This is a genomic window from Lactiplantibacillus sp. B652, from assembly GCF_023806745.1.
Taxonomy (GTDB): domain Bacteria; phylum Bacillota; class Bacilli; order Lactobacillales; family Lactobacillaceae; genus Lactiplantibacillus; species Lactiplantibacillus pentosus.
The window spans coordinates 131,110-152,493 of the sequence record NZ_JAMSKY010000001.1 but is presented as its reverse complement, the minus strand read 5'-3'; the positions used below and the strand labels follow the sequence as shown (position 1 = coordinate 152,493).

Annotated in this window: 21 protein-coding genes and 1 other annotated feature; of the genes, 15 read left to right on the top strand and 6 right to left on the bottom strand. The window is 46.2% G+C overall.

Going from position 1 to position 21,384, the window contains the following annotated elements; translation table 11 throughout:
* Positions 1–7: 7 nt before the first annotated feature.
* Positions 8–1,837 carry a type 1 glycerol-3-phosphate oxidase gene (gene glpO / locus MZO40_RS00640; protein ID WP_003637592.1) on the top strand — a complete coding sequence of 610 codons (1,830 nt, stop codon included), beginning with the start codon at positions 8–10 and terminating at the stop codon, positions 1,835–1,837.
* 14 nt (positions 1,838–1,851) lie between these two features.
* On the top strand, positions 1,852–2,574 hold the full coding sequence (locus MZO40_RS00635; protein ID WP_081484832.1) for an MIP/aquaporin family protein: 723 nt from the start codon (positions 1,852–1,854) through the stop codon (positions 2,572–2,574).
* A 134-nt stretch (positions 2,575–2,708) separates the two neighbouring features.
* Here MZO40_RS00635 and MZO40_RS00630 read toward each other — a convergent pair whose 3' ends face one another.
* The 4 genes from MZO40_RS00630 to MZO40_RS00615 form a co-directional block, all read right to left on the bottom strand.
* Positions 2,709–3,326 carry a sugar O-acetyltransferase gene (locus MZO40_RS00630; protein ID WP_003637596.1) on the bottom strand — a complete coding sequence of 206 codons (618 nt, stop codon included), beginning with the start codon at positions 3,324–3,326 and terminating at the stop codon, positions 2,709–2,711.
* Positions 3,327–3,329: 3 nt separating this feature from the next.
* Positions 3,330–4,475, bottom strand: a complete 1,146-nt coding sequence (locus MZO40_RS00625) for an MFS transporter (RefSeq protein ID WP_105919909.1) — start codon at positions 4,473–4,475, stop codon at positions 3,330–3,332.
* A gap of 3 nt (positions 4,476–4,478) precedes the next feature.
* Positions 4,479–5,270, bottom strand: a complete 792-nt coding sequence (locus MZO40_RS00620; protein WP_105960703.1) for a Cof-type HAD-IIB family hydrolase — start codon at positions 5,268–5,270, stop codon at positions 4,479–4,481.
* A gap of 69 nt (positions 5,271–5,339) precedes the next feature.
* Positions 5,340–6,212 (bottom strand): AraC family transcriptional regulator, encoded by an 873-nt coding sequence (locus MZO40_RS00615; RefSeq protein ID WP_101872754.1) that lies wholly within the window; start codon positions 6,210–6,212, stop codon positions 5,340–5,342.
* A 159-nt stretch (positions 6,213–6,371) separates the two neighbouring features.
* Here MZO40_RS00615 and MZO40_RS00610 point away from each other — a divergent pair, with 159 nt between their 5' ends.
* The 11 genes from MZO40_RS00610 (at position 6,372) to MZO40_RS00560 (ending at position 16,128) form a co-directional block, all read left to right on the top strand.
* Positions 6,372–7,187, top strand: a complete 816-nt coding sequence (locus MZO40_RS00610; protein WP_050337781.1) for a Cof-type HAD-IIB family hydrolase — start codon at positions 6,372–6,374, stop codon at positions 7,185–7,187.
* A 76-nt stretch (positions 7,188–7,263) separates the two neighbouring features.
* Positions 7,264–7,517 (top strand) — a binding site (T-box leader).
* A gap of 156 nt (positions 7,518–7,673) precedes the next feature.
* Positions 7,674–9,047 carry a branched-chain amino acid transport system II carrier protein gene (gene brnQ, locus MZO40_RS00605; protein WP_105960705.1) on the top strand — a complete coding sequence of 458 codons (1,374 nt, stop codon included), beginning with the start codon at positions 7,674–7,676 and terminating at the stop codon, positions 9,045–9,047.
* Positions 9,048–9,089: 42 nt separating this feature from the next.
* On the top strand, positions 9,090–10,274 hold the full coding sequence (locus MZO40_RS00600) for a cation:proton antiporter (RefSeq protein WP_105922204.1): 1,185 nt from the start codon (positions 9,090–9,092) through the stop codon (positions 10,272–10,274).
* A gap of 269 nt (positions 10,275–10,543) precedes the next feature.
* Complete coding sequence (locus MZO40_RS00595; protein ID WP_105960706.1) at positions 10,544–11,212, top strand: bacteriocin immunity protein; 669 nt, start codon at positions 10,544–10,546, stop codon at positions 11,210–11,212.
* Positions 11,213–11,236: 24 nt separating this feature from the next.
* Complete coding sequence (locus MZO40_RS00590) at positions 11,237–11,389, top strand: hypothetical protein (RefSeq protein ID WP_165860987.1); 153 nt, start codon at positions 11,237–11,239, stop codon at positions 11,387–11,389.
* A gap of 349 nt (positions 11,390–11,738) precedes the next feature.
* On the top strand, positions 11,739–12,050 hold the full coding sequence (locus tag MZO40_RS00585; RefSeq protein WP_105960707.1) for a hypothetical protein: 312 nt from the start codon (positions 11,739–11,741) through the stop codon (positions 12,048–12,050).
* 550 nt (positions 12,051–12,600) lie between these two features.
* Positions 12,601–13,347 (top strand): CPBP family intramembrane glutamic endopeptidase, encoded by a 747-nt coding sequence (locus MZO40_RS00580; protein WP_105960708.1) that lies wholly within the window; start codon positions 12,601–12,603, stop codon positions 13,345–13,347.
* Between the two features lie 78 nt (positions 13,348–13,425).
* Entirely contained in the window at positions 13,426–13,710 is a 285-nt protein-coding gene (locus MZO40_RS00575; protein WP_105922208.1) for a hypothetical protein, read from the top strand.
* A 32-nt stretch (positions 13,711–13,742) separates the two neighbouring features.
* Positions 13,743–13,928: a hypothetical protein gene (locus MZO40_RS00570; RefSeq protein WP_105922209.1), complete on the top strand. Its 186-nt coding sequence runs from the start codon at positions 13,743–13,745 to the stop codon at positions 13,926–13,928.
* Positions 13,929–14,232: 304 nt separating this feature from the next.
* Positions 14,233–14,607, top strand: a complete 375-nt coding sequence (locus tag MZO40_RS00565; RefSeq protein WP_105922210.1) for a DUF2878 family protein — start codon at positions 14,233–14,235, stop codon at positions 14,605–14,607.
* A 195-nt stretch (positions 14,608–14,802) separates the two neighbouring features.
* Positions 14,803–16,128, top strand: coding sequence for a GHKL domain-containing protein (locus tag MZO40_RS00560; RefSeq protein ID WP_105960709.1), 1,326 nt, complete (start codon positions 14,803–14,805; stop codon positions 16,126–16,128).
* Positions 16,129–16,325: 197 nt separating this feature from the next.
* Here MZO40_RS00560 and MZO40_RS00555 read toward each other — a convergent pair whose 3' ends face one another.
* A complete protein-coding gene (locus MZO40_RS00555; protein WP_056952530.1) occupies positions 16,326–16,955 on the bottom strand; it encodes an ATP-binding cassette domain-containing protein in 630 nt (209 codons plus the stop codon).
* Positions 16,956–16,960: 5 nt separating this feature from the next.
* Positions 16,961–18,958, bottom strand: a complete 1,998-nt coding sequence (locus MZO40_RS00550) for a DUF1430 domain-containing protein (RefSeq protein WP_105960710.1) — start codon at positions 18,956–18,958, stop codon at positions 16,961–16,963.
* A 508-nt stretch (positions 18,959–19,466) separates the two neighbouring features.
* Between MZO40_RS00550 and MZO40_RS00545 the strand changes: the two genes are divergently transcribed.
* Positions 19,467–19,814 (top strand): GHKL domain-containing protein, encoded by a 348-nt coding sequence (locus MZO40_RS00545; RefSeq protein WP_122217643.1) that lies wholly within the window; start codon positions 19,467–19,469, stop codon positions 19,812–19,814.
* 4 nt (positions 19,815–19,818) lie between these two features.
* Positions 19,819–20,580 carry a response regulator transcription factor gene (locus tag MZO40_RS17510; protein WP_105960711.1) on the top strand — a complete coding sequence of 254 codons (762 nt, stop codon included), beginning with the start codon at positions 19,819–19,821 and terminating at the stop codon, positions 20,578–20,580.
* The last annotated feature ends 804 nt before the right edge of the window (positions 20,581–21,384 follow it).

Here is a 21,384-nt window from a genome sequence, read left to right as displayed (position 1 = left end):
CAACAACATGGCATTTTCAGCAACGACGCGTCAACAAAATATTGAACGCTTACAAAATGAAACGTTAGATCTATTAGTAATCGGTGGTGGTATCACCGGTGCCGGAGTCGCTATTCAAGCAACGGCCATGAACATGAAGACCGGTCTGATCGACATGCAGGACTTCGCTGAAGGAACGTCGTCACGGTCGACCAAGCTCGTCCATGGTGGGATTCGTTATCTGAAGACTTTTGATGTGGGGGTTGTCGCCGATACAGTTAAGGAACGGGCAGTCGTTCAAGGTATCGCGCCCCACATTCCTAAGCCAGACCCAATGTTACTCCCCATCTATAATGAGACGGGTGCGACTTTTGACCTCTTTTCAGTCAAAGTGGCGATGGATCTCTATGACAAGTTAGCGGAAGTTAAGGATCCAAAATTCACCAACTACACGCTTTCTAAGGAAGAAGTCTTACAACGCGAACCCCAACTGAGTCCGAAAAACTTAGTCGGTGGTGGGGTCTACCTTGACTTCCGCAACAACGATGCCCGTTTGGTGATTGAAAACATCAAGAAGGCTCATGAAAATGGCGGTATCATGGCCAGTCATGTCAAGGCCACTGGGTTATTACATGACGATGAAGGCCGTATCAACGGGATTACCGCTGAAGACTTGTTCACCGGCGAAACCTTTGAAATCCATGCCCGGGTCGTCATCAACACGACTGGCCCTTGGTCCGACACGATTCGGAAGATGGACCATGGTGAAACTTATCAATCACAGATGCGCCCAACTAAAGGGGTCCACTTGGTAGTCGATGCTGAAAAACTACCGGTGCCACAACCAACCTACTTTGATTCAGGCGACCAAGATGGCCGGATGATTTTCGTGGTACCACGTGAGAACAAGACCTACTTTGGGACGACCGATACTGATTATCACGGTGACTTGGAACATCCAACGGTGACTCAAGAAGATGTTGATTACCTGCTTGAAATCGTGAACCGGCGCTACCCAACGGCGAAGATTACTTTAGACGATATTGAAGCAAGCTGGGCTGGGTTACGGCCATTGATCGCCGCTAACGGGAGTTCAGACTACAACGGAGGTAATTCTGGCAAAATCAGCGACAAGAGTTTCAAAGAAGTCATCAAAGTAGTCGACCAATTTGAAAATCAAGAAGCGAGCCGCGAAGATGTTGAAAGCGTGCTGAATGATCTCGAAAGTTCGCTGGCTGAAGACAAGTTAAGTCCATCGGCGGTATCACGGGGTAGTTCATTAACCAGTAGTCCGGATGGCCTGTTAACGTTGGCCGGTGGTAAGATTACCGATTACCGTAAAATGGCCGCGGGTGCCATGGCGTTGGTCGCCAAAATTCTGGCGGACAAGTTTGATGCCCACTTTAACGAAATCAATTCTAAGAATCTCCCGGTCTCTGGTGGCGATATTGATCCGCACAACGTTGATGCGACGATTGCCTTTTACGCAAAACAGGGGACGGATAACGGATTGACCAATGATGAAGCGCTACGGATTGCGAATATGTATGGCTCCAATGCGGCTCGGGTCTTCAGTCTGATTGGTAAAGTCGAACCGACACACGGGTTGAGCTTAGCCGAAACGATTAGCCTGCGCTACGCTTTGGATGAAGAAATGACGTTGACACCGGTTGATTATCTACTTCGGCGTACGAATCACCTACTCTTCATGCGTGATACGCTGGATGACCTGAAGGACGGTGTCATTGCGACGATGGCCGATTACCTTGGCTGGGATGCCGCAACGACGAAGGAACAAACGGATCGTTTGAACCAAACGATCGCTGAATCGGACTTAACGGCACTCAAGCAGGGCTAAAGAATGGGGTGGTCATGATGAAAGATCCATTAGCATTACAATTATTGGGGGAATTTCTCGGGACCTTTATCTTGATTCTATTAGGTGATGGGGTCGTTGCTGGGGTAACCCTCAACAAATCCAAAGCGCAAAATGCGGGCTGGGTCGCGATTACCTTAGGCTGGGGTTTTGCCGTCACGATGGGCGTCTATGCGTCCAGCTTCATGAGCCCGGCACACTTGAATCCCGCCGTTTCGTTAGGTATGGCGGTTGCGGGCAAGTTTCCATGGGCATACGTCTTGCCCTATAGTGCCGCTCAAATTGCCGGTGGGATCGTCGGTGGCCTGGCAGTCTGGCTACACTACTACCCACATTGGCAAGCCACAAAGGACGCCGGCGCCATTCTCGGAATCTTCTCGACTGGCCCTGGTATTCGGCAATATTTCTGGAACTTCATCAGTGAAGTGATTGGAACCTTTGTCCTAGTTTTCGGCTTGTTAGCCTTCACGAAAGGCCAGTTCACCGCGGGTTTGAATCCAATCGTCGTCGGAATTCTGATCATTGCGATTGGGTTGTCACTCGGTGGAACGACCGGGTACGCCATCAATCCAGCGCGGGACTTGGGACCACGGATTGCGCATGCCGTCTTACCAATCGCGAATAAAGGCACTTCTGATTGGGCCTACAGCTGGGTGCCAATTGCTGGACCACTGGTTGGTGGTGCGTTAGGTGCACTGTTGTTTAATGTATTGCCATAATTTTAGAACTGATTGTGAGAGTCAGCTAGGTGGAGCACTTGGCGCTCAAACGTCAACTAGATAGATATTAAATAAACACGTCGTATTGACCACGATTATCGTGATTACGTACGACGTGTTTATTTGATTTGACATTAATCCAACAAACTCGGATCAATCTTACGGTCCTTAAAATAGTATTCACGGTCATGATCACTGACCTGGCGTAAGATATGAGCCGGATTGCCGACAGCGACGACGTTATCAGGCAAGTCTTTGGTGACGATGCTGCCGGCTCCCACGACGACATTATCGCCGATCGTGATTCCAGGGAGCACGATGACGCCGGCACCTAACCAACAATTACGGCCAATATGGACGGGCATGTTGTATTGGTAAGCTTGTTCACGGAGGCTCGGCAGAATCGGATGGCCCGCGGTCGCAATGGTGACGTTTGGCCCAAACATGGTGTAGTCGCCAACGTAAATGTGAGTATCGTCAACCAGTGTCAGGTTGAAGTTCGCGTACACACCCTTGCCGAAGTGGACGTGGTGACCGCCAAAGTTACTGCGCAGTGGCGGCTCGATGTAGCAGTTAGGACCGATTTCGGCGAACATCTTGCTGAGCAGGATTTGCCGCTTGGTCAATTCACTTGGACGGGTCTGGTTAAAGTCATACAGTTGATCCAGGTAGCCGAATTGGCGTTTTTCAAGTTCTGGGTCGTTGGGTAGATAGAGTTCGCCTGTATGTAGGCGATCATTATTAGATGTCATGGTTTAAACTTCCTTTCGAGAATGGTGGGTCGCGGTGAGGATGGCTAGCCCACCTAAAATCAGCATGATCCAGATTAAAACATTGGCTGTGAGGGACTGAGGCCCCAACTGGCCAAGACCGTTCCAGACGAGGGGCGCGAAGAACGCACTGATGATCGTCGCAATCGTCAAGTAACTGCTCAAAACGTTGACTTGTGAGGCGTCTAAGCCGGTATTGCTGGTAAAGACTAGGTACGGTCCGGTGTAAGAATAAATAAAGTTAAAGAACACGGCCGCACCAATCGCAGTCGTCGCGTTAGGCGCCAACCATAGGACTAGGACTGAGCCAGCCGCCCCCGCATAGCCCAATGTCAAGGTGTAGCGATGCAAGATTCGGTGTAGATAGCCAAAGGTCAGCCCGGCCAGCAAGCCACCAATGTTCATGGCGGCCAGTGTCAGATTGATCGTGGCAGCGTTGCCAAAATGGCGGGCGGCAAAGAAGCTGGGCAGTTTGAGTTGGACGCCCCAAATGAGCAGGTAAGTGATAAAGGTCAGTCCTAATAAAAGCCATTGATGACGTGGCAGACTGGCCTGTTCCGTGGTGGTCACGGGGGCCGCACTGGTCGGTTCCGGGACAAAACGGGCCACTAATCCCGCAATGATGACGAGCCCACCGTATAACCAGAAGACCGCGTGCCAGCTGATTCCGATCAACAGGCCGGCCAGACCGAGCAATACCGCGTTACCTAGTGCCGACAGTCCGGTCTGATACCCCAATAGTCGTGCCCGCAACTCACCCGTAAAACTGTGTGTTAACAGGCTGATGGCGTGCGGTGAGAAGAGGCCCACGCCTAACCCGAGACCTAAACGACTCAGCATGATGACTGTAAAGTTGGCGGTGAATACTGGAATCAAACCCATCACCGCACTGAGTAAGAGGCCACTAATGACAACCGGCCGCAACCCCCAGCGATTCGTCAAGCGGGGATTGAGTAGCAGGGTAATCAGTGCGCTGCAATTCGCAATCGTGACGACCCATTCAATCAGCGTTGTCGGGACTCGTGGAAAAGCCCGTTTGAGCTGGGGAATGATGCCCGTAATGGCGGTCGTGATCCCAGTCACGGTGGAGAGGCTGAGAATGCTGACCGTCGTGGTTAACCGTGGTTGCATGACCTACGCCTCCAACCAATGATTGATCCATTGTAAGACGCCTTGTTCTTGGTTTGACCCTGTCGTGGCGTTGGCGACCGCCGTCACGTCGGGTTGGGCGTTAGCCATCGCGACCCCGCAGCCAACTTCCCGCAGCATTTCTAAGTCATTACCACCGTCACCAAATGCGGCCATTTCGGCAAGGTCGATGCCTAAGACTTGGCCTAATTCAACTAATCCGGCAGCCTTATTCATCCCCGGCTGGATAATGTCGATATCGCCGTGACCACTACTAGTTGGTTCGCCGAGGCCCACTAAATGGTCGCGCAATGTCGCAACGATGGCCATTGTGCGTTCAGGTGGGCATGAGATGGCGAATTTCAAGATGTCATCATCGATCTGGGCGTAATCATCGACGACGGCTAAGTGGTGATAATAGTGCCGCATGTTAGCGACGTGGTCAGGGTCAGTCGTACTGAGTGTGTAGGCACTCTTGGCACCACAGACGAGTATTTTTAAATCTGGAATTGCTTGAATCTTATCTAGAATCGTTTGCACTGCCGCGGGTTGAAAGGCGTGTTGGGCGTAAACGCGCTCGGCGTCACGAATATAAGCGCCGTTTTCCGCAACGTAGATCATTTCCGGATAGTTCTTGAAGAAGGACTTCAATTGAAAGTATTGATTACCACTAGCGACGACGAAGCGGACGCCCCGCAGCTGTAGTTGTTGATAAAGTAACGCAAAGCGCGCCTCATCGTAGGTCATGTCATCGCGAAGAAAAGTCCCATCCATATCAGTTGCCATTAATTTAATCATTGTCAAAACTCCCGTCATTTATTTGATAGCCGTAGCTTACCACGGAATCGGCACAATGAAGGGACATTTTTAGAGGCAACTAGTATCAATTCGGTGATAGCGTGCGTAGGCTTGGCGGTAATCGGTCGGTGTCACGCCCTTCCAGGATTTAAAATTACGATTGAAGGTCTTGCTATTGGGAAACCCGCACGCCATCGCGATGTAGGCGACTTTGTGGTCCGTCTCTAACAGCAAGCGCCGCGCGTTCATCAATCGAATCAAACGCAGGTAGCGGTTGACGGACATCTGGACGTTGGCGTTGAATTGCTGATTCAATGTCGTCAATGAGACGTGAAATTGGTCAGCTAAAGTATTGCCGTCGATCGGGTCAGCATAGTGTTGATTGATGGCCGACATCACGGTATCGGTCAGCGTCTGGTTCGGGTTGACCGCCGGAGCACTGATTGGGGCCGTGAACGTTTCCCCCAGCGTAGCGACGAGCTGATAAAAGTGACTGAGCACTTTCAGCCGGACTAGGTCAGTCGTGGGCGTTGCGAGCAGGTCGTGAATGGCGACTAAGTGTTGACGTACCTGGGCGTAAGCCTGTGGGTGTTCGCTCGCCGAGGACGCGCCGTGTAAGGTCAATTGCCAATTCGCACTGGCGGGGACCTGATGCTGGAGAAAATCATCGTCAATAATCAAACCAAATTCGACCCAGTCCACCTCGGCAGGACCGCTGGCACTGTGTACGACGCGCCGATTAGTGGTCCAGAGGTCGCCCGGTCGATACTCGGCGGTTTGTCCATCAGTGACGAACTTGAGCACCGTCCCGCTGACCAGATAGTTCAGCTCGATGCCTTGATGCCAGTGGGGTGCCACCGTAATGTCGGTCAAGGGGTCGTGTTCATAGTATTTAAAAGGGAGGCGGGGAATCGTCTGGACCGCCTCATGTAAGATTTCCATTGTTAGGCCTCGTTTGAATAGTTTGTAAAATCGCCCCGCCTCCTTTTAAAAATCGACCATGTTGATCGTTCGGCTATGCTATATTGGAAGTAGCCCATCGTGGAAGCGGTGGCATAACTTAATTGTAACCGTATTCGCGGATGAAAGGAACGATAATTAATGACAATTAAACTAATCGCAATTGATATTGATGACACCTTGTTGAATTCCAAGGGTGAACTGTTGCCGAGTACGATTACTGCGGTCAAAGCTGCTCGGGATGCCGGCATCAAAGTCGTCCTCTGCACGGGGCGGCCGTTAGCTGGTGCCAAGCCATATCTGGATGCACTGGGCCTAGCCGGCGACGACCAGTACGTGATTACCTACAATGGTGCTGTGATCGAGAGTATTGACGGGCGCATCGTTGCCAAACACCTGATCGACAACGCCCATTACCGACAAATGACGGCGTTTGGTCAACAACACCACGTGCCGTTCAACGTCCTCGATGCCGATAGTACGATTTATACCGCTGACCGGGACGTCAACTGGGTCACGGTCGTGCAGGCATGGGAGAACAAGGCCGGTCTGTTAGTACGCGACCCTGACGACTTGCCCGCTGACTTTCAGATTGCTAAGGGATTGTTCGTTGGGGAAGGTCCCCAACTGGATGCGGTGGAAGACCTAGTGAAGACGACCTTTGGTGATGAGCTGTACGTCGTTCGGGCCGCCACGAACTTCTTAGAATTGATGCACACTGGTGTCAATAAGGGTCAGGCGGTGCAGGATTTGGCCGCTGAGTTGCAGATTCAAGCGGATGAAGTGATGGCCCTGGGCGATGAACAAAATGATTTGCCGATGTTTGCCTTTGCCGGGACCGCGGTCGCGATGGGTAACGGGAGCGCGGTTGCCAAGGAACACGCGGATGCGGTGACGGCGACCAACGATGCGGACGGGGTCGCGAAAGCCATCCGCAAATGGGCGTTGACCGATTAAGCACGTGATTTGCGAAAAAAGTGTTGACAAGTCCGCATAATGAGTTTATGATTGCAAATATTAAAAATAAATGAGATCAAACGTGATGATCAGGAGAGTATAGTCAGCCTAATCTTAAGCGAGCCGCTGGATGGTGTGAAGCGGTGATGACACTGACTAGAAAGTAACCTGAGAACTGCTAATGCGACGTGATGAAGTGTTAGCTGGGTGCCCCCATTAACGGGCCAACGTATCGTGAGTCCTAGGCTGATGCCCGACTGACCGTACGCGAAGGTGACGAGTGTGAACTCGTGACGAAGACAGGTGGTACCACGCGGAAGCGTCCTGACAAAATCAAATGATGATTTTGTCAGGACGCTTTTTTTAATCTCATGAGAGGAAGATGAACATGTTAGTAACGAGTAGTGATGGTGGTTTGTATCGAGTGTTAATGGTCACAATGACACAAACGGATGATTGGTGACCACTTGTAATGGAGGAAATGCGATGCAAACACAAAAATTAACGTTCAAACATTATCTGATTATTGGTTCCATGCTCTTTGGAATGTTCTTTGGCGCCGGTAACTTGATCTTCCCGATTCACTTAGGGCAACTCGCGGGCAGTCACTGGCTAACGGCTGGGTGGGGCTTCCTGTTAACGGGGACGCTGCTACCACTATTGGGCATTATTGCCATTAGTGTGACACGCAGTAGTGGGATCTACGACTTGGCGCGGCCAATTGGCAAACGTTACGCGACGATTTTTATGGTGTTAACTTGTGCGACGCTGGGACCGCTCTTTGCGACACCTCGAACGGCGACGACCCCGTTTCAAATCGGGATTGCGAGCCACGTCAGTACCAGTCAGGCGCCGTGGTTCCTGTTCGCCTACTCGTTGATTTTCTTCAGTATCACCTACTGGGCGGCGCGGCGACCAACGCGTATCATTGATACGATTGGCAAGCTATTGAACCCAGCATTTCTGATTCTGTTGGCGCTGATCTTTGGGATTGCGTTCAGTCGGCCACTGGGGCGGGCGGATGCAACGCCAACTGCCGCCTACCAACACGGGGCCTTTCTAAATGGGTTCTTGCAAGGTTACAACACGATGGACGCATTAGCGGCCCTATTATTCGGGATTGCAGTCGTTACGGCGATTCGAGGCATCGGCCAACGTGATGCTGGGGCGATTGCGAAGACTGCGGCCAAGTCTAGCCTGCTGAGCATTAGCCTAGAAGCGGTGATTTACTTAGGGTTGATCTGGATTGGTGCGACCTCCTTGTCACAGTTCAAGTTGTCAGCGGATGGCGGGATTGCATTTGGCCAAATCGCGAATGCCTTTATGGGGGTTCCAGGTGAGATTATTCTCGCCATCATGGCGACCTTAACTTGCCTCACGACATCGGTTGGACTGGCGACGTCTTTTGCGGAAGCTTTACACGCCAAGTTCCCCAAGATTAGTTACGCGACTTTCAACCGGCTTGCGTGTGGCGCTTCGTTCATCATTGCCAACATTGGCCTGGATCAAATCATTGCGTGGTCGACGCCAATGCTGATGTTTCTCTATCCATTAGCCATTACCTTGATTATCCTGGCAATTGCGTCACCACTCTTCCAGCATGATCCAATCGTTTATCGGTGGACGACGGCGCTGACGTTGATTCCAGCCATTCTGGATGGGATTGCCTCCGCACCGACCGTTATTACCAATATGCAGTGGGTCCAAACGCTATTGGCCTGGGACCAGCAGTACCTGCCATTGGCCAAGCTAGGCTTTGACTGGGCATTGCCGGCAGCACTCGGCCTGTTGATTGGTCTGGGCTGGCACGTGGTTCGGCGGATGCAGACGGCTCATGCCTACAAAATTAGTCAGGATTAAGGTGTATGATTAGACTAAGACTTTTGATGGATGGGTGAGTGCATGGATTTTTTAGGAATACTTTGTTTGTTGATTTTGGCGACGACCTTAGCGGGACACTTTGCACATCGCGCGGGAATTCCGGCCGTGATTGGTGAGATCCTAGTGGGCGTCATTGTGGGTCCCGCAGTTCTGAACTGGGTCCATCTGACGACGCTTGTTCAGACGTTTTCGGATATTGGGGTCGTGGTGTTGATGTTCATCGGTGGTCTAGAGAGTAACCTCGCGCTGTTACGTAAATACCTGCGACCGGCAATCATTGTGGCGATTATTGGGGTCATCTTCCCGGTCATCATCATGGGCTTGGCAAGTCGCCTGTTCCAATTCAGTTGGTTCGAATCGTTATTTATTGGCGTGATTTTCTCAGCCACCTCGGTCTCGATTTCCGTGGAAGTGTTGAAAGAGTTCAAAGTACTCGACACGAAGGAGGGGGCGACGATTCTAGGCGCGGCGGTCGCTGACGACATTATCGGCGTGATTCTGTTGAGTATCATGATTGCGATGATGGGCGGCCAGGGCGACGTTGCGCAGACCAATCTCGGTATCGTCCTCGTAGAACAAGTCGGTTTCTTCATCGGTGTGTTCTTGGTGATCAAATGGGTGGCGCCATACTTGATGGCCTTGAGCGACCATTTACTAATGGCAGCCAGCCCGACAATCATGGCAATCATCATTTGCCTGGGTCTAGCTTGGTTAGCAGAACTCGTCGGATTGAGTGGCGCGATCGGCGCGTTCTTTGCCGGCGTCGCGATTGCGCAAACGGATTACCAGCACGTGGTGGACGTTAGTATCGAACCAGTGGGCTACACGACGTTTATTCCATTATTTTTCGTCAGTGTGGGTTTGAATATGACGTTCAAGGGTGTGTGGCAATCGCTCCCGTTCATCGTGGTCATGACGGTGCTCGGGGTCCTCACCAAACTGTGGGGCTGCGGCCTCGGCGCTAAGGTCAATGGCTTCAGTCGCCGTAGCAATTATCTAGTCGGCGCGGGCATGATCTCACGTGGCGAAATGGCGCTGATAACCGCACAGATTGGCTTTTCAGCACACTTACTATCAAACGATTACTATTCGGATATCATTTTGGTTATCATTGTGGTGACGATGATTGCGCCGTTCGTCTTGAAGAACGCCATTCATCGTGCCAGTCAGATGACCGCCACACATAGCACCATTGAAGATAATTAAACACATAGATTGGGCGGTAAATTCCGCTGGAGACGTCGTGGCTGTGGGGCTGCGGCGTTTTTTTGAGCGAGCGAGAGTGAACAGAACGCGTGCGTTGTGAACTTAGCGTGCTGACTGATTGTAATGTGATTGTGGGTTAACGTTGCATGGGGGACTGGTTGTACGATAATCGCTAAAAAGGTGACGTTTGAAGGAAATCGCGCAACAATTCAGTTCGACGTTATATGATAAGCATGGAAAGTAATTGATCGTTCAGGAGATTAAAATAAGTGATAGGAATTGATTTTAAAAGAAAATATTATCCGCTAGTATTAGTACTTTTCGTAGCTGGTTATATGGGTGCGATTTTTCTTAATCGTTATTTCGATTGGTTGGCAATGTTGACCGCTGGTATGATCAGTTTGGTCATTCTATATGGCTCTTCGAACTTAAACCGATTTTTCCAACCGCTACCCTCGCCAAAATGGCGTATCGTGTTGAAGTATGTGCTTTTATTGTTTGTCATGGAAATTGTGGCGATTGTGGTTGTCGCAATTGTCTATCCAGATGCTTTATTATCATTTCGCAATACGACGATAGCAGCTCGGTCCACTGGATTAGATGTGCCTTTAATTGAAAGAATATGGATCGCCGTGACGCTGTTAGTCTCATTAGTTGGTGAGGAAGTCGGAATGGCTTCGATTTCAATCCCGTTAATTCAATTACTATCGCACACAAGACTAAGAAAATTTGCGTGGCCAATTATCAATGTATTGGGGTGTGTCTTGTTCGCGTTGATGCACCTACCACATTATCATTTTAATTGGATTTATCCCGTAATCGTCGGTCTGACGCGTTATCCAATCACTGCTTCATGGCGGTCTGCCAATACTTTACGGAGTGGCATCTATGTCCATTGGATCTCAGACGCTGTGTTAATTATCGGGACGTTAATTTGAATATAAAAGGTGAGGTAGCTATCAATGTTCAATAAAACTATCAACATAATTAAGAAACATCCAGTGAGTAGCGTGATTATCGCGCTTGTCGTCGTCTTTGTCATCTATGTGATTAGTGATCCGTCATTTATTCCTTCATTTACTCAAGGTTTTAGCGATGGGATCGCTGATAAGTAACGCGTTGGATTAAGGCGTACCAACGATTATTCAAATAAATACGACTGAGTTTGGCGGCTGTTTGTTGAACTGATAAGTGGCATAATTGCGGTTGGTTAGCCGGCGTCATTGTGGTGTTCACCATGGTGGCGCTGGTTTTTGGTGTCGTGGCGCAGGCGTCGGTGAGAAAAGAGTGACGATTATATGGAAAAATGGAACGTTAATATCCAGAATCCATCGAAAACGAAATGAAGGTGTACATTAGAAGCAGGGAGAAAGTGAATTGAAGCCAAGTTTCCAACAGTGGCGGTGACCCAATGCTGAAGTTCTGTGGCGTCGCGTTTTGAGATGGATACGGTGGCTGAGGTAGGTGATTAATTTGAAGAAGACGGTATGGGTCAAAGGCGGTGCGATCTTGATTGCGCTTGTGTTTGTGGTCTTAATGTTTCGAGTGGACAAAGACATGCTGTGGCTGGCGTATGCTTTTGCATTGTTGGCCCTGCCTCGACCCAGACAGAAGTACCCGAAAAGCGCTGATAACTGGTACTACCTCGCCTTTTTATTATTCTGCTTTGCTTACTTATTAAGAGAAAACGTTGTCGGTAATATAGGGATTATCGTGGCAGTAATTGCTTTTAGTCCAGCGCTGTTAGTGAAGCGAAATAACCGTGATAAAAAATAACGTTCATCCTAGGTGCTGCGTGAACGAGCGATTAGCTGGCAGTTAGTGACGATACGCTTAGTGAAGCGTGTGCTTATCTCCGTGGGGATTAAGCGGCGTGAAAATCTTGCAAGGTGCAGCGGATTTGTGCGGCAACCGGGTCGGGAATTGTCACGGTAGCGGGACTAGGGACATGCGGTTTAGCTCATTTCTGAAATATTTCCTTTATGTACAGGGGATTTTACTGAAAAACACTGTGCAGTCATGTGGATAAGGGGTATATTTAGAGGTGAGAGAGAAACTGAAATGCTGTTTTGAAGCAAATGTAAGCGGATTCTTAAATGCTAACCGAGATAAACGAGTTCCAATCAGGTCCCGATAAAAATACTCCAGAAGATGGCAGAATTTATTCGGCTAGGCGTTGCTATTCAGAAAATGAAGCTGATATTTCTGTAAGCTGGAGTCGCAACACGCTGGATTGGGGCCAATCAGGATGGTCATCTATTATTGGCAGTTCAGCTGGCGTTAACATTTTACCCGATTAACGGGCTTATTTTAAAGTGGGGATGGTATGTTGAAGAATAAAAAACTAATGATTAAAATTGTGATTTGCTTCCTACTGGTCCCCGTCGCCCTAATGACCGTGCCGTACCTAATTAGTCCGATAATTCCCGAAAAATATGGACAAATGACCGTGGACTTGATTATTTTCCTAATAGTGATTATCTTGAGCCGCAACATCTGGCACGTCCGAATACATTTTTTTAGCGGAAAAAGGATTGGAAATCAGTTATGTCAGCTCATCCCCGCAGTGATTTCTCTGATATTAACCCGGTTTGGTACGCTTAGTTCGATTGCGCCACGCCTAATAAACGTTCGGATTATACTGACGGTATTATTGGTTGCCTTGGCAGAAGAAGGCATGTTTCGAGGTCTGTTACTACCCTTAAGTTTAGAACTGACCCGAAATAGGCGCTATACGGCGGTCATTATTAGTAGTGTGGGATTTGCGGTCGCTCACTTGGCTAATATCGCCAATAGTTCCTGGTCGCTTGTCTTGCTGCAGATGATAGTGGTTTTTGGAAATGGTCTGCTGTGGGGGAGCGTCTATCTGAAGACTGACAATCTGTCGTTAACGATTTTGTTACATTTCTTAGATGATCTGCCATTATTTATCACTAATGGCTCACTTAAGTTAACGACACCGACCAGCTCGCAATTGATGACGGCGCTAGTGATGTATCTACTAATGATCGGGATAATCGGCGTTGTGACATTTTTACAAGTTAACGGATTACATCGCCGGCCGACACGTTAATCGGCCAGTAACCCAGGGGACTGAGTTGGAAGCTTAGGCTACGTGTGATGGAAATTATACCTAGAGGAGATGTGAAATATGGGATTAAATGATGTCTTGTATCGACGGCAATACAAAATACAAACTGAACCATCCGTACCACCCTTAGATTTAAAACAATTGAAGACGCTGGGCTTGTGGATTAATCCAATCAAGGGGCACTACGTCGTCACATTAACGAGCGATAAGGATCCCAATAATGATATCGCTACTTTTACAACTAATTTCAAAAAAATCACGCAATTAGCTTCGACGGATTTTAAGATTGAACCGCAATTTGGGCCATTTACACTACAAAATGCCGTGGATTCGCCCTGGTTCTAGAAAATCCGGATGGCCATTAGGAGGTGTCTAACATGCTTAATGCAAATTTTTACAAAGAGCTAGATTTCTGGGGTTGGCTGATTGTCTTAGCATTGAGTATTCGCCCTGCGCTAAATGTGAATTTGAATAGCATGGACTGGATGATACAAGCAGTTTTCGCGATTGTTAGCATTATTGGGATTTGCCGATTGCTATTTTTCAAACGGACTGCTGAATAACCAATGATTTTTCTCAAATGGTTTAGGATAAAAACTGACTGACTAAAAATTTTATAGTCGGCCAGTTTTTATATTATTTTGTCCGGTTACGCGAAAAGGTTGGTTACCCCGAATTGTCAGTGGCTATGAGTAAGATATAATGGGATTATCGATATAGTTGAAGGTTGAAAGCTTAACCACTTTTGGAATACTGCATGGTTAAAAATTATCGTTTTGTGCGATAATCGCAGAAGGCTAAGCAACCATCTTGGCAGCTATTTGGAATTGACCATAGCTATTTTGGGATGCAGGAGGACCGCGTTTTATGAGAAGAGAAATGATTAACCAACTTGCTTATCGGACCTTTTATATGATGGTCTGTGCAACGGGTATCGCAGCCATTGCAATCTTTGTCGCACATTGGTGGCAAGTCCTTGTATTTGGTGTGGTGGTGGGCGCTGCCGCCGTCTTACTGGACACGATTCTTGAACATTTTAATGTCCCAGACACCAATCGCCAGGTGCCCAAAATACCGACGTGGCTGAAATTGATTCAATTGTTGGTATTGGTGCTGGTAGCGGGTGTGACAACGTTATTCACGATCCGTGCTTGGTGGGTGGCAGTACTGATTGGTATTAGTGCCGGAATACTTTCACTGTTGATCGAATTGCTTTCTCGGCGATTGGTGACCATTGATTAGGCTGTAATTGGGGCGAAGTGTGGGTGCGTGATGGATTTTTTCGGGCAATTACGTAATACTAGTGATGGCGAGATAAGTGCCGGATTTGAATGAATATTGACGTCGAAAGAAAATAGCGTAGGTTTGCACTCGTGGACGCAATTCTCATTAACTTCATAAAAGGCGCACAATATAAAAACGGTTAGGTGGATTGATATGATTGTCCTTAGTGTTATGGACTCATTTTATCAAGGGTTGGCTTGTATGCTCATCATCTTTATATGGTATTACTACATAATTGGTGTGTTAAGGTGGCGCACAGTTATTTTAGCGGCCCTTTTGGCGTTCATATGGGCAATTATAAGTGTGTTTTTGGTAGATGCTGTGTTCTTTGCAATTATTGCAGTTAATATTTTATCGCAACTTATCAGAAAACGACGTCTGAATTATTTTCAGACTGGTACGTTGATGTTAGTAAACAGTGTTCAAATTTTATTTTCAAACATCGCCATATTTATTGGAAGAATGATGATTCTGGCATATGCTCAGATAAATAATGGGGATGTTAACTCATCGCACTATTTAATTTTAATATACATCATCATGTTGATTATCATGAATGCGACAATGTTTTTTGTCCTAAAGAGGCGCATCTCCATAGTGATTGCACGAATTAATGAGTTGAACTTGGGCAAGCCAATCTTTGGAATGTCGTTGATTCTATTTATTGCTGTAGAGGGGATTATACTGCTCAGTTTTTATAAAAAGATTACAGCAACGATTCAGGTACCATTGATTATAGCGTTTTTCATTATGATGATAATGATGCTATGGCAGATGTACTTCTTTATTAGTTCATACACCAAGAAGCAGGCAGCCGATTATCAAGCACAACAAAATGCGCAACTCAACGATTATTTAAAGAGTGTGGAGCGGCAATACCTCGAACTGCGAAAGTTCAAGCACGATTACAAGAACTTGATGCTATCGCTACAGGATTCGTTAACCAACGGAAACTCCCCAGAACAAACGGCATACTTCAAAGAATTAATTGCCCAAAGCGCGGTGGAGACTTCACTGGATAGTGGGAAAATTGTCAAAGTTCAACATTTAGGCAACGAAACGCTACGTGGCTTGATTGTGCAGAAATTTCTAGACGCACAGTCACAGGGCATCAATTTAACTGTCGAACTCAATACCGAAAATTTTGTGATCCACCATGAGTTAGTAGATATAATCAGAATTGTTGGGAATCTATTGGATAATGCAATCGAAGCTACTCAGGCGACCGCGGATAAGCAGGTGATTTGTGCTTTTAACACGTTAAATGGGACCAAAGAAATTTCGGTAAGAAATCCCACAAATCAAAAAATCGATGCGAATAAAGTGTTTGAGTTAGGCGTGTCTACCAAGGGGGCTCAGCGCGGTTTCGGCTTGTCGAATATCCATCAACTAGTTGCACAGCACCGGAACTTCTTCCTGGATATGAATAGTCAGGATAACCAAGTGGTGATGACGTTAACGGTAGTGGAGGAAGATTGAATCATTTTGGCAGAGAAAACGTGGTATGAGCTGGCTTTGTTAGGTAAAAGCCATCCGTCGTGTCAGGCAGAGTTGAATCAAAAATGAAATTATTAGGACGCATAAAAAGACGGGCTCATGGTTAAATTATTGAGCCCGTCTTTTAGTATAGATTTGAACAGCATCTGAGTTTTAATGCTTAACTTCTGGATGACGTACTAAAAAGCCGCTTTGAACGTGGAGATGTCCAATAGATCGTCTGCCCATTGACTGACATGGTCATCATGAGTGGCGACGATGACTAGCTTGCCCTCATCAGCCATTTTACGCAAGCTTGTGAGCACTAATTCTCGGTTTTGCTGGTCTAGTGCTCCGGTCGGCTCATCTGCGAGTACGATAAGCGGGTTCTGTAAGCTTAGGCGGGTCAGTGCAACACGTTGCGCCTCACCCCCAGAGAGGGTGTATACTTTGCGCTTCAGGTAGGAACCGTCTAAACCGTACTGTTCTAACTGTCGTGATAGTTCAGCGATACGATGATGCTTCACCAAGTTAAGATTTTGCTGAACGGACGCTTCATCGATGAGTGCATAGTTCTGGAAGAGATACCCGATAAAATGACGGAAATATTCTAACGTTGGGATAGTGTTAATATTCCGATTATCTAGTAGAATCTCACCGGATGTGAGCGTTTCAAGCTGTCCAATGCTATTTAAGAGGGTCGTTTTGCCACCTCCTGAAGGCCCAACCAGGGCATAGGTTCGACCAACCATGAAGGTGTAGTTGACTTGATTGAAGACCGTGTAATCATCAAATCGTTTTTCACCATTAACAATTTTTAAGTCGTGCATGTTAGTTATTCTCCTTTAATCGTCTTGGCGACATGTTTGTTGAGCGAGTTGTTTTGGATGACCAATAATAGGCCTTCACCAATGTTTGACGTTATCAATAATGCAGTTACGATCACTGTATTCTTAGTGATCAACCAGACGATGACTGCTTCGAGTACACTCAATGCGAATGTGAGTGCCAAAAACGGGCCATAGATGGTTGTAAAACGTGTGCCTAAAAGTCGACGAATAGCGATTTTCTTTCGATTGTTATTAAAGTAAATATGATTAAAAGCGATGTTTTCTATCATGATAATCAGCAATGAAATCAGAATGACAGTCACAGATAGGTGGAGACTATTTTGAATTTTAGACAATTCTTTTAGTGCCCGGCTTTTAGTGTTAACAATTCCACCAATTGTTCGAGTTAAATGCGTCTTATTCAGGCCATGCTTAATCGTTGCAACATTAGGACTTAAAAAAGCTTGATTAGACAAGTAAGTGGTCCAAACGCTGTTGGCATCAACGTTGCGTTTCGAGGTTCCACCGAGTGATTCACTAGACAGGACAACAATAACCGGATCCTGGGCGTAACCGTCATAATACCCCATATCTAAAGCGTCCGCACTATAGGTAAAGAACTGCTGATGGTTCTTGATTTTAATGGCCTTAATTGGTAAGCTTTGGCCGGTTTTTGCTTGGGCGTTGTTGAGATATAAATAGTCACGATAATTTTTCAGAATCGCACGTCGATTCGCATAGTCACTTGCGGGTATAAGTACATAGGTTGTCTTAGATTTTGCCGGTACAGACAGCTGATGTCCATTAGATGCGACAACTTGATTAACTTTTAAATATTCGGCATTTACTGTCAGCACATTGCCATTGAACATATCCATAACATCACTTTTACCAGCGTCCCAGCCACCATAGTTAACCAGCATACCGTGATGATTCTCGAGGTATTTGAAAAATAATGCAGTGTTATGATTCTCTTGATTGCTTTCAGTAGATTCGGTTCCGGTGAGTGGGGCTAAATTCATCGTGTAGTAGTTCTTGCCCTGCGTCCAACTGGAAAGCTGATGATTAAGTTGGCGCTCTTGCTGAATGGTCCCAAGGAGTGCAACAAAGGCAGTACAAGCAAATACTTCAACAACCACTTTGATGACCATATTGATATAAAAGGATAATTTACTTTTTGAATTTCCTTTGATAGCGGCGGTGATTGTTTTCTCAGAATGCGACTTAGCTCGGATGATTGCGGCAATCAACGAGACGATCAGTGCGAGTAAATATAGAAAGCCAGCGAAATAGAGCATAATGCGGTAGATGCGAGTATAGTGAGCGAACCACATGTAACCAGCGATGATGGTCAGGCCGACTAGATAGATGCTTAGGAAAGCTGCTTGGTCATCCAAAAAGCTATCGCATGCATCATCAAAGTTAGACATACCAAGTAATCTGCGGATGTTGGCTTTTTTTAAATCTGTTAAGTTAGCAAGAATTAAGACAATGCCCATAACTAAAAAGGCCAGCACTAACAGGCTGAATATCTGATTAGTGTTTAAAAAGTTCCAGATGTTCCAATTCCAGCTCTCATTAATATGAGTATAGTGGATACCATTACGTGCAAACATTTTCTCAATGGAAGCTTGATTAGTCTTTCCGATAAAATAGAGTGGGTAGCGAATATCACTGGTTAGCAATTGAGATTTGGTCGCAACAGTCCCAGTTGGCAAAGAGAGGTGTTTACCATAAACATACATCTTAGTGTTGGTGGTATTACCGCCATCAACCATTGGTACATTAAAAACTTTAATCGCTGAGATGTTGTGCGACTGCGTATAATTTTGGATGACTCGATTAAATTTGTCAGCATTGACACCGTTTGTCATACCAGAGATTTCATATGAAACGTGGCTCGTTTCGATGTATGTTGACCCCAAGGATCGAACAAACGCAAAAATGAGAATTAAACAAATTGAACTAATAATACCGATGACGATTCGTCTTACTTTATTCAAGATACTGCCTCCAGTGGCGTGGTAGTGGTCACTGCTATTCGATAATCAATAAATCAATATTTTATTAACGAACAGGAACAGTGAGCAAGTTGAACATTTAACCTGTATCGTATCATAATGATACATGCTGGGTCGATAATTCTTTTAATACAGTCACTAGTGAAGGTAGGCTGGCCAGGTCGTACGATGAAGCGAAAGCGCACGCGCTGGCATAACCAGCCGGTAGGAAGCTAAATTGCTTTTATGGTATTATCAAATCAGCAGAAATTTATAACTATCGTTCGTTAGCGTCAAAAATAAATTTCATCATCGTCAGTCTCAGCGCACAAAATGACATGGCGACATTGAAAACTGATCTAGAGGATGCGACCGAGAATCAGGGGTTAGATACTAGTCTCAATGATGTCAAAATGGCTCAGGTACAACCTCTAAAAGACGAGTCGGTGCGTGGCTTGATCGTCAGGAATTTTTTTACGCGAAAAGGTGTGGGGCTAATTTAAGTCTTGGAATTTCCAGTGAGGCCTTTCAAATTAAAGTTAATATTGCGGTAGTTATCCGAATTATCGGGAATCTATTGGACAATGCAATCGAACAAGCACAGAAAAGGACTGATAAGACGGTTACTGTCGCTTTTAATAAGATTGATGGTACGACAGAAATTTCAATTAATAATGCGATTGATTCGAATTTTGAGCGAAGCAAGCTATTTCAGACGGGTTACTCCACCAAAGGGATTAACCGCGGATTAGGGCTTGCCAACGTACGTGAATTGGTCAATCAGCATCATGATTTTTATTTAAATATTGATAGTGAGCGTGGTTATGTCACCATGACCTTAATCATTAATGGAGGGTAAATAAGTGTTTCCAATATATTTATACGAGGATAATCGTGAACAACGTGAAAGTTATCAAAAAACAATCAATAACACGGTCATGATTAATGAATATGCCATGGAATTAATTGTCGCAACGACAAATCAGCAAGAGATTCTCGCGGATATGAGTCAGCGGCGGGATGGCTTGTTCTTTCTTGATATGGAGATTGGAGAAAATGAACAGGCGGGATTGGAACTTGCCAGTGAGATTCGGCAGCAGTTGCCACTAGCAAAAATTGTCTTCATCACGACCCATGATGAATTGTCGTTTGTCACGCTAGAACGGCGAATCGCGCCACTTGACTATATTCTGAAGGATCAATCAGCAGAGCAGATTACGCAGAAAATCGCCAAAGATATCAAATTAACGCAACAGATGCTTGAGAAGACCAGCGACCAGTTGCCCGAGGTGTTCAGTTATAAAATCGGGACGCGTCTTTTCACGTTGGCGCTGGCGGATGTGATTATGTTGAGTACCCATAAGGATCGGCCGGGAAATGTGACGCTCAGTACGGCCAACAGGTTAGCCGAATTTCCAGGAAATTTGAGTGCAATTGCTGACAAGCATCCGAGCCTGTTTAGATGTGATAAAAGTGCCTTAGTGAATTTGAGCCATGTTCAAAGTTTTGATTCTCAAAAACGGGAGCTCTTGCTGGATGGCGGCATCAAGTGTGACGTCTCTTTTCGGCGGACCCGTGAATTGAATAAGATATTAAAAAATGCTGATGGTGACTGTTTGAAATAATCATGCGAGAGATTCATTAGCCAAATAAGCATCGTGACATAGAAGTAAGCCTTCTTTGCCACGATGCTTATTTTCGTGTGAATGGATTTTACCATCTATTTTTGATTATTTGTTTTTTTAAAATTAGCCATGTGAATAATTACAGCTAATCGTATATTTATAGAGCCTATTTAAAAATGGTAACGAGATCTGCTTGAGTCGTTGTACTCAGGCAAGTCTCGTTTTTTGGGGGATGCTGAGTCAAATAAAGAGAGGATGCATAGCTCGTATTGAGCAGCATTTCGTTGATTGCAGGCATTGAATAAATTGGATGCAGCCTTAGTATAAGCGCCTCGAGTTGGTATCGATTTACAAATCCAAACGCCACCGTCTCCTACACCAAACATAGCGGCATTAATATCTATAGGGGAGTTTTTTGTGGACCTTGGTCGTATTATTGTCGAATATTAAGTGCGAATTTACGTTTGAAGCCCAAAAGTGTACGTTAATAAGAATAACAAAATTTTAGATTAAAATTGCTCTATCATGGATATGTGAGGTGATTGTTGTGAAAATTAAGATTGGCCATGTAAAGCAGTGTAAGTAATCACGAAATGCAGAAAATCGTTGGTGGGAAGAGTAGCACGTATTCGTTACAAATGGATCGGTTGTACGTACGGCAACAAAAATATTTAAAAACTGAAATGGTGAATTGATGTGTTGAGTGTCTACTCTTCTAAGGTGTAAATTGTTCGAATATCGCTAGTCCAAGTTGGTTAATGAGTCACAGCTCTTGAAAAAAATACTGTAAAATGATAGCTTGCT

Bases quoted from the DNA above. Each gene is read 5' to 3' on its own strand.
- MZO40_RS00580 (WP_105960708.1), top strand. From the start codon at position 12,601: ATGTTGAAGAATAAAAAACTAATGATTAAAATTGTGATTTGCTTCCTA.
- glpO (WP_003637592.1), top strand. From the start codon at position 8: ATGGCATTTTCAGCAACGACGCGTCAACAAAATATTGAACGCTTACAA.
- MZO40_RS00555 (WP_056952530.1), bottom strand. From the start codon at position 16,955: ATGCACGACTTAAAAATTGTTAATGGTGAAAAACGATTTGATGATTAC.
- MZO40_RS00570 (WP_105922209.1), top strand. From the start codon at position 13,743: ATGCTTAATGCAAATTTTTACAAAGAGCTAGATTTCTGGGGTTGGCTG.
- MZO40_RS00590 (WP_165860987.1), top strand. From the start codon at position 11,237: ATGTTCAATAAAACTATCAACATAATTAAGAAACATCCAGTGAGTAGC.
- MZO40_RS00625 (WP_105919909.1), bottom strand. From the start codon at position 4,475: ATGCAACCACGGTTAACCACGACGGTCAGCATTCTCAGCCTCTCCACC.
- MZO40_RS00560 (WP_105960709.1), top strand. From the start codon at position 14,803: ATGATTGTCCTTAGTGTTATGGACTCATTTTATCAAGGGTTGGCTTGT.
- MZO40_RS00600 (WP_105922204.1), top strand. From the start codon at position 9,090: ATGGATTTTTTAGGAATACTTTGTTTGTTGATTTTGGCGACGACCTTA.
- MZO40_RS00620 (WP_105960703.1), bottom strand. From the start codon at position 5,270: ATGATTAAATTAATGGCAACTGATATGGATGGGACTTTTCTTCGCGAT.
- MZO40_RS00635 (WP_081484832.1), top strand. From the start codon at position 1,852: ATGATGAAAGATCCATTAGCATTACAATTATTGGGGGAATTTCTCGGG.
- MZO40_RS00575 (WP_105922208.1), top strand. From the start codon at position 13,426: ATGGGATTAAATGATGTCTTGTATCGACGGCAATACAAAATACAAACT.
- MZO40_RS00615 (WP_101872754.1), bottom strand. From the start codon at position 6,212: ATGGAAATCTTACATGAGGCGGTCCAGACGATTCCCCGCCTCCCTTTT.
- MZO40_RS00610 (WP_050337781.1), top strand. From the start codon at position 6,372: ATGACAATTAAACTAATCGCAATTGATATTGATGACACCTTGTTGAAT.
- MZO40_RS00565 (WP_105922210.1), top strand. From the start codon at position 14,233: ATGAGAAGAGAAATGATTAACCAACTTGCTTATCGGACCTTTTATATG.
- brnQ (WP_105960705.1), top strand. From the start codon at position 7,674: ATGCAAACACAAAAATTAACGTTCAAACATTATCTGATTATTGGTTCC.
- MZO40_RS00630 (WP_003637596.1), bottom strand. From the start codon at position 3,326: ATGACATCTAATAATGATCGCCTACATACAGGCGAACTCTATCTACCC.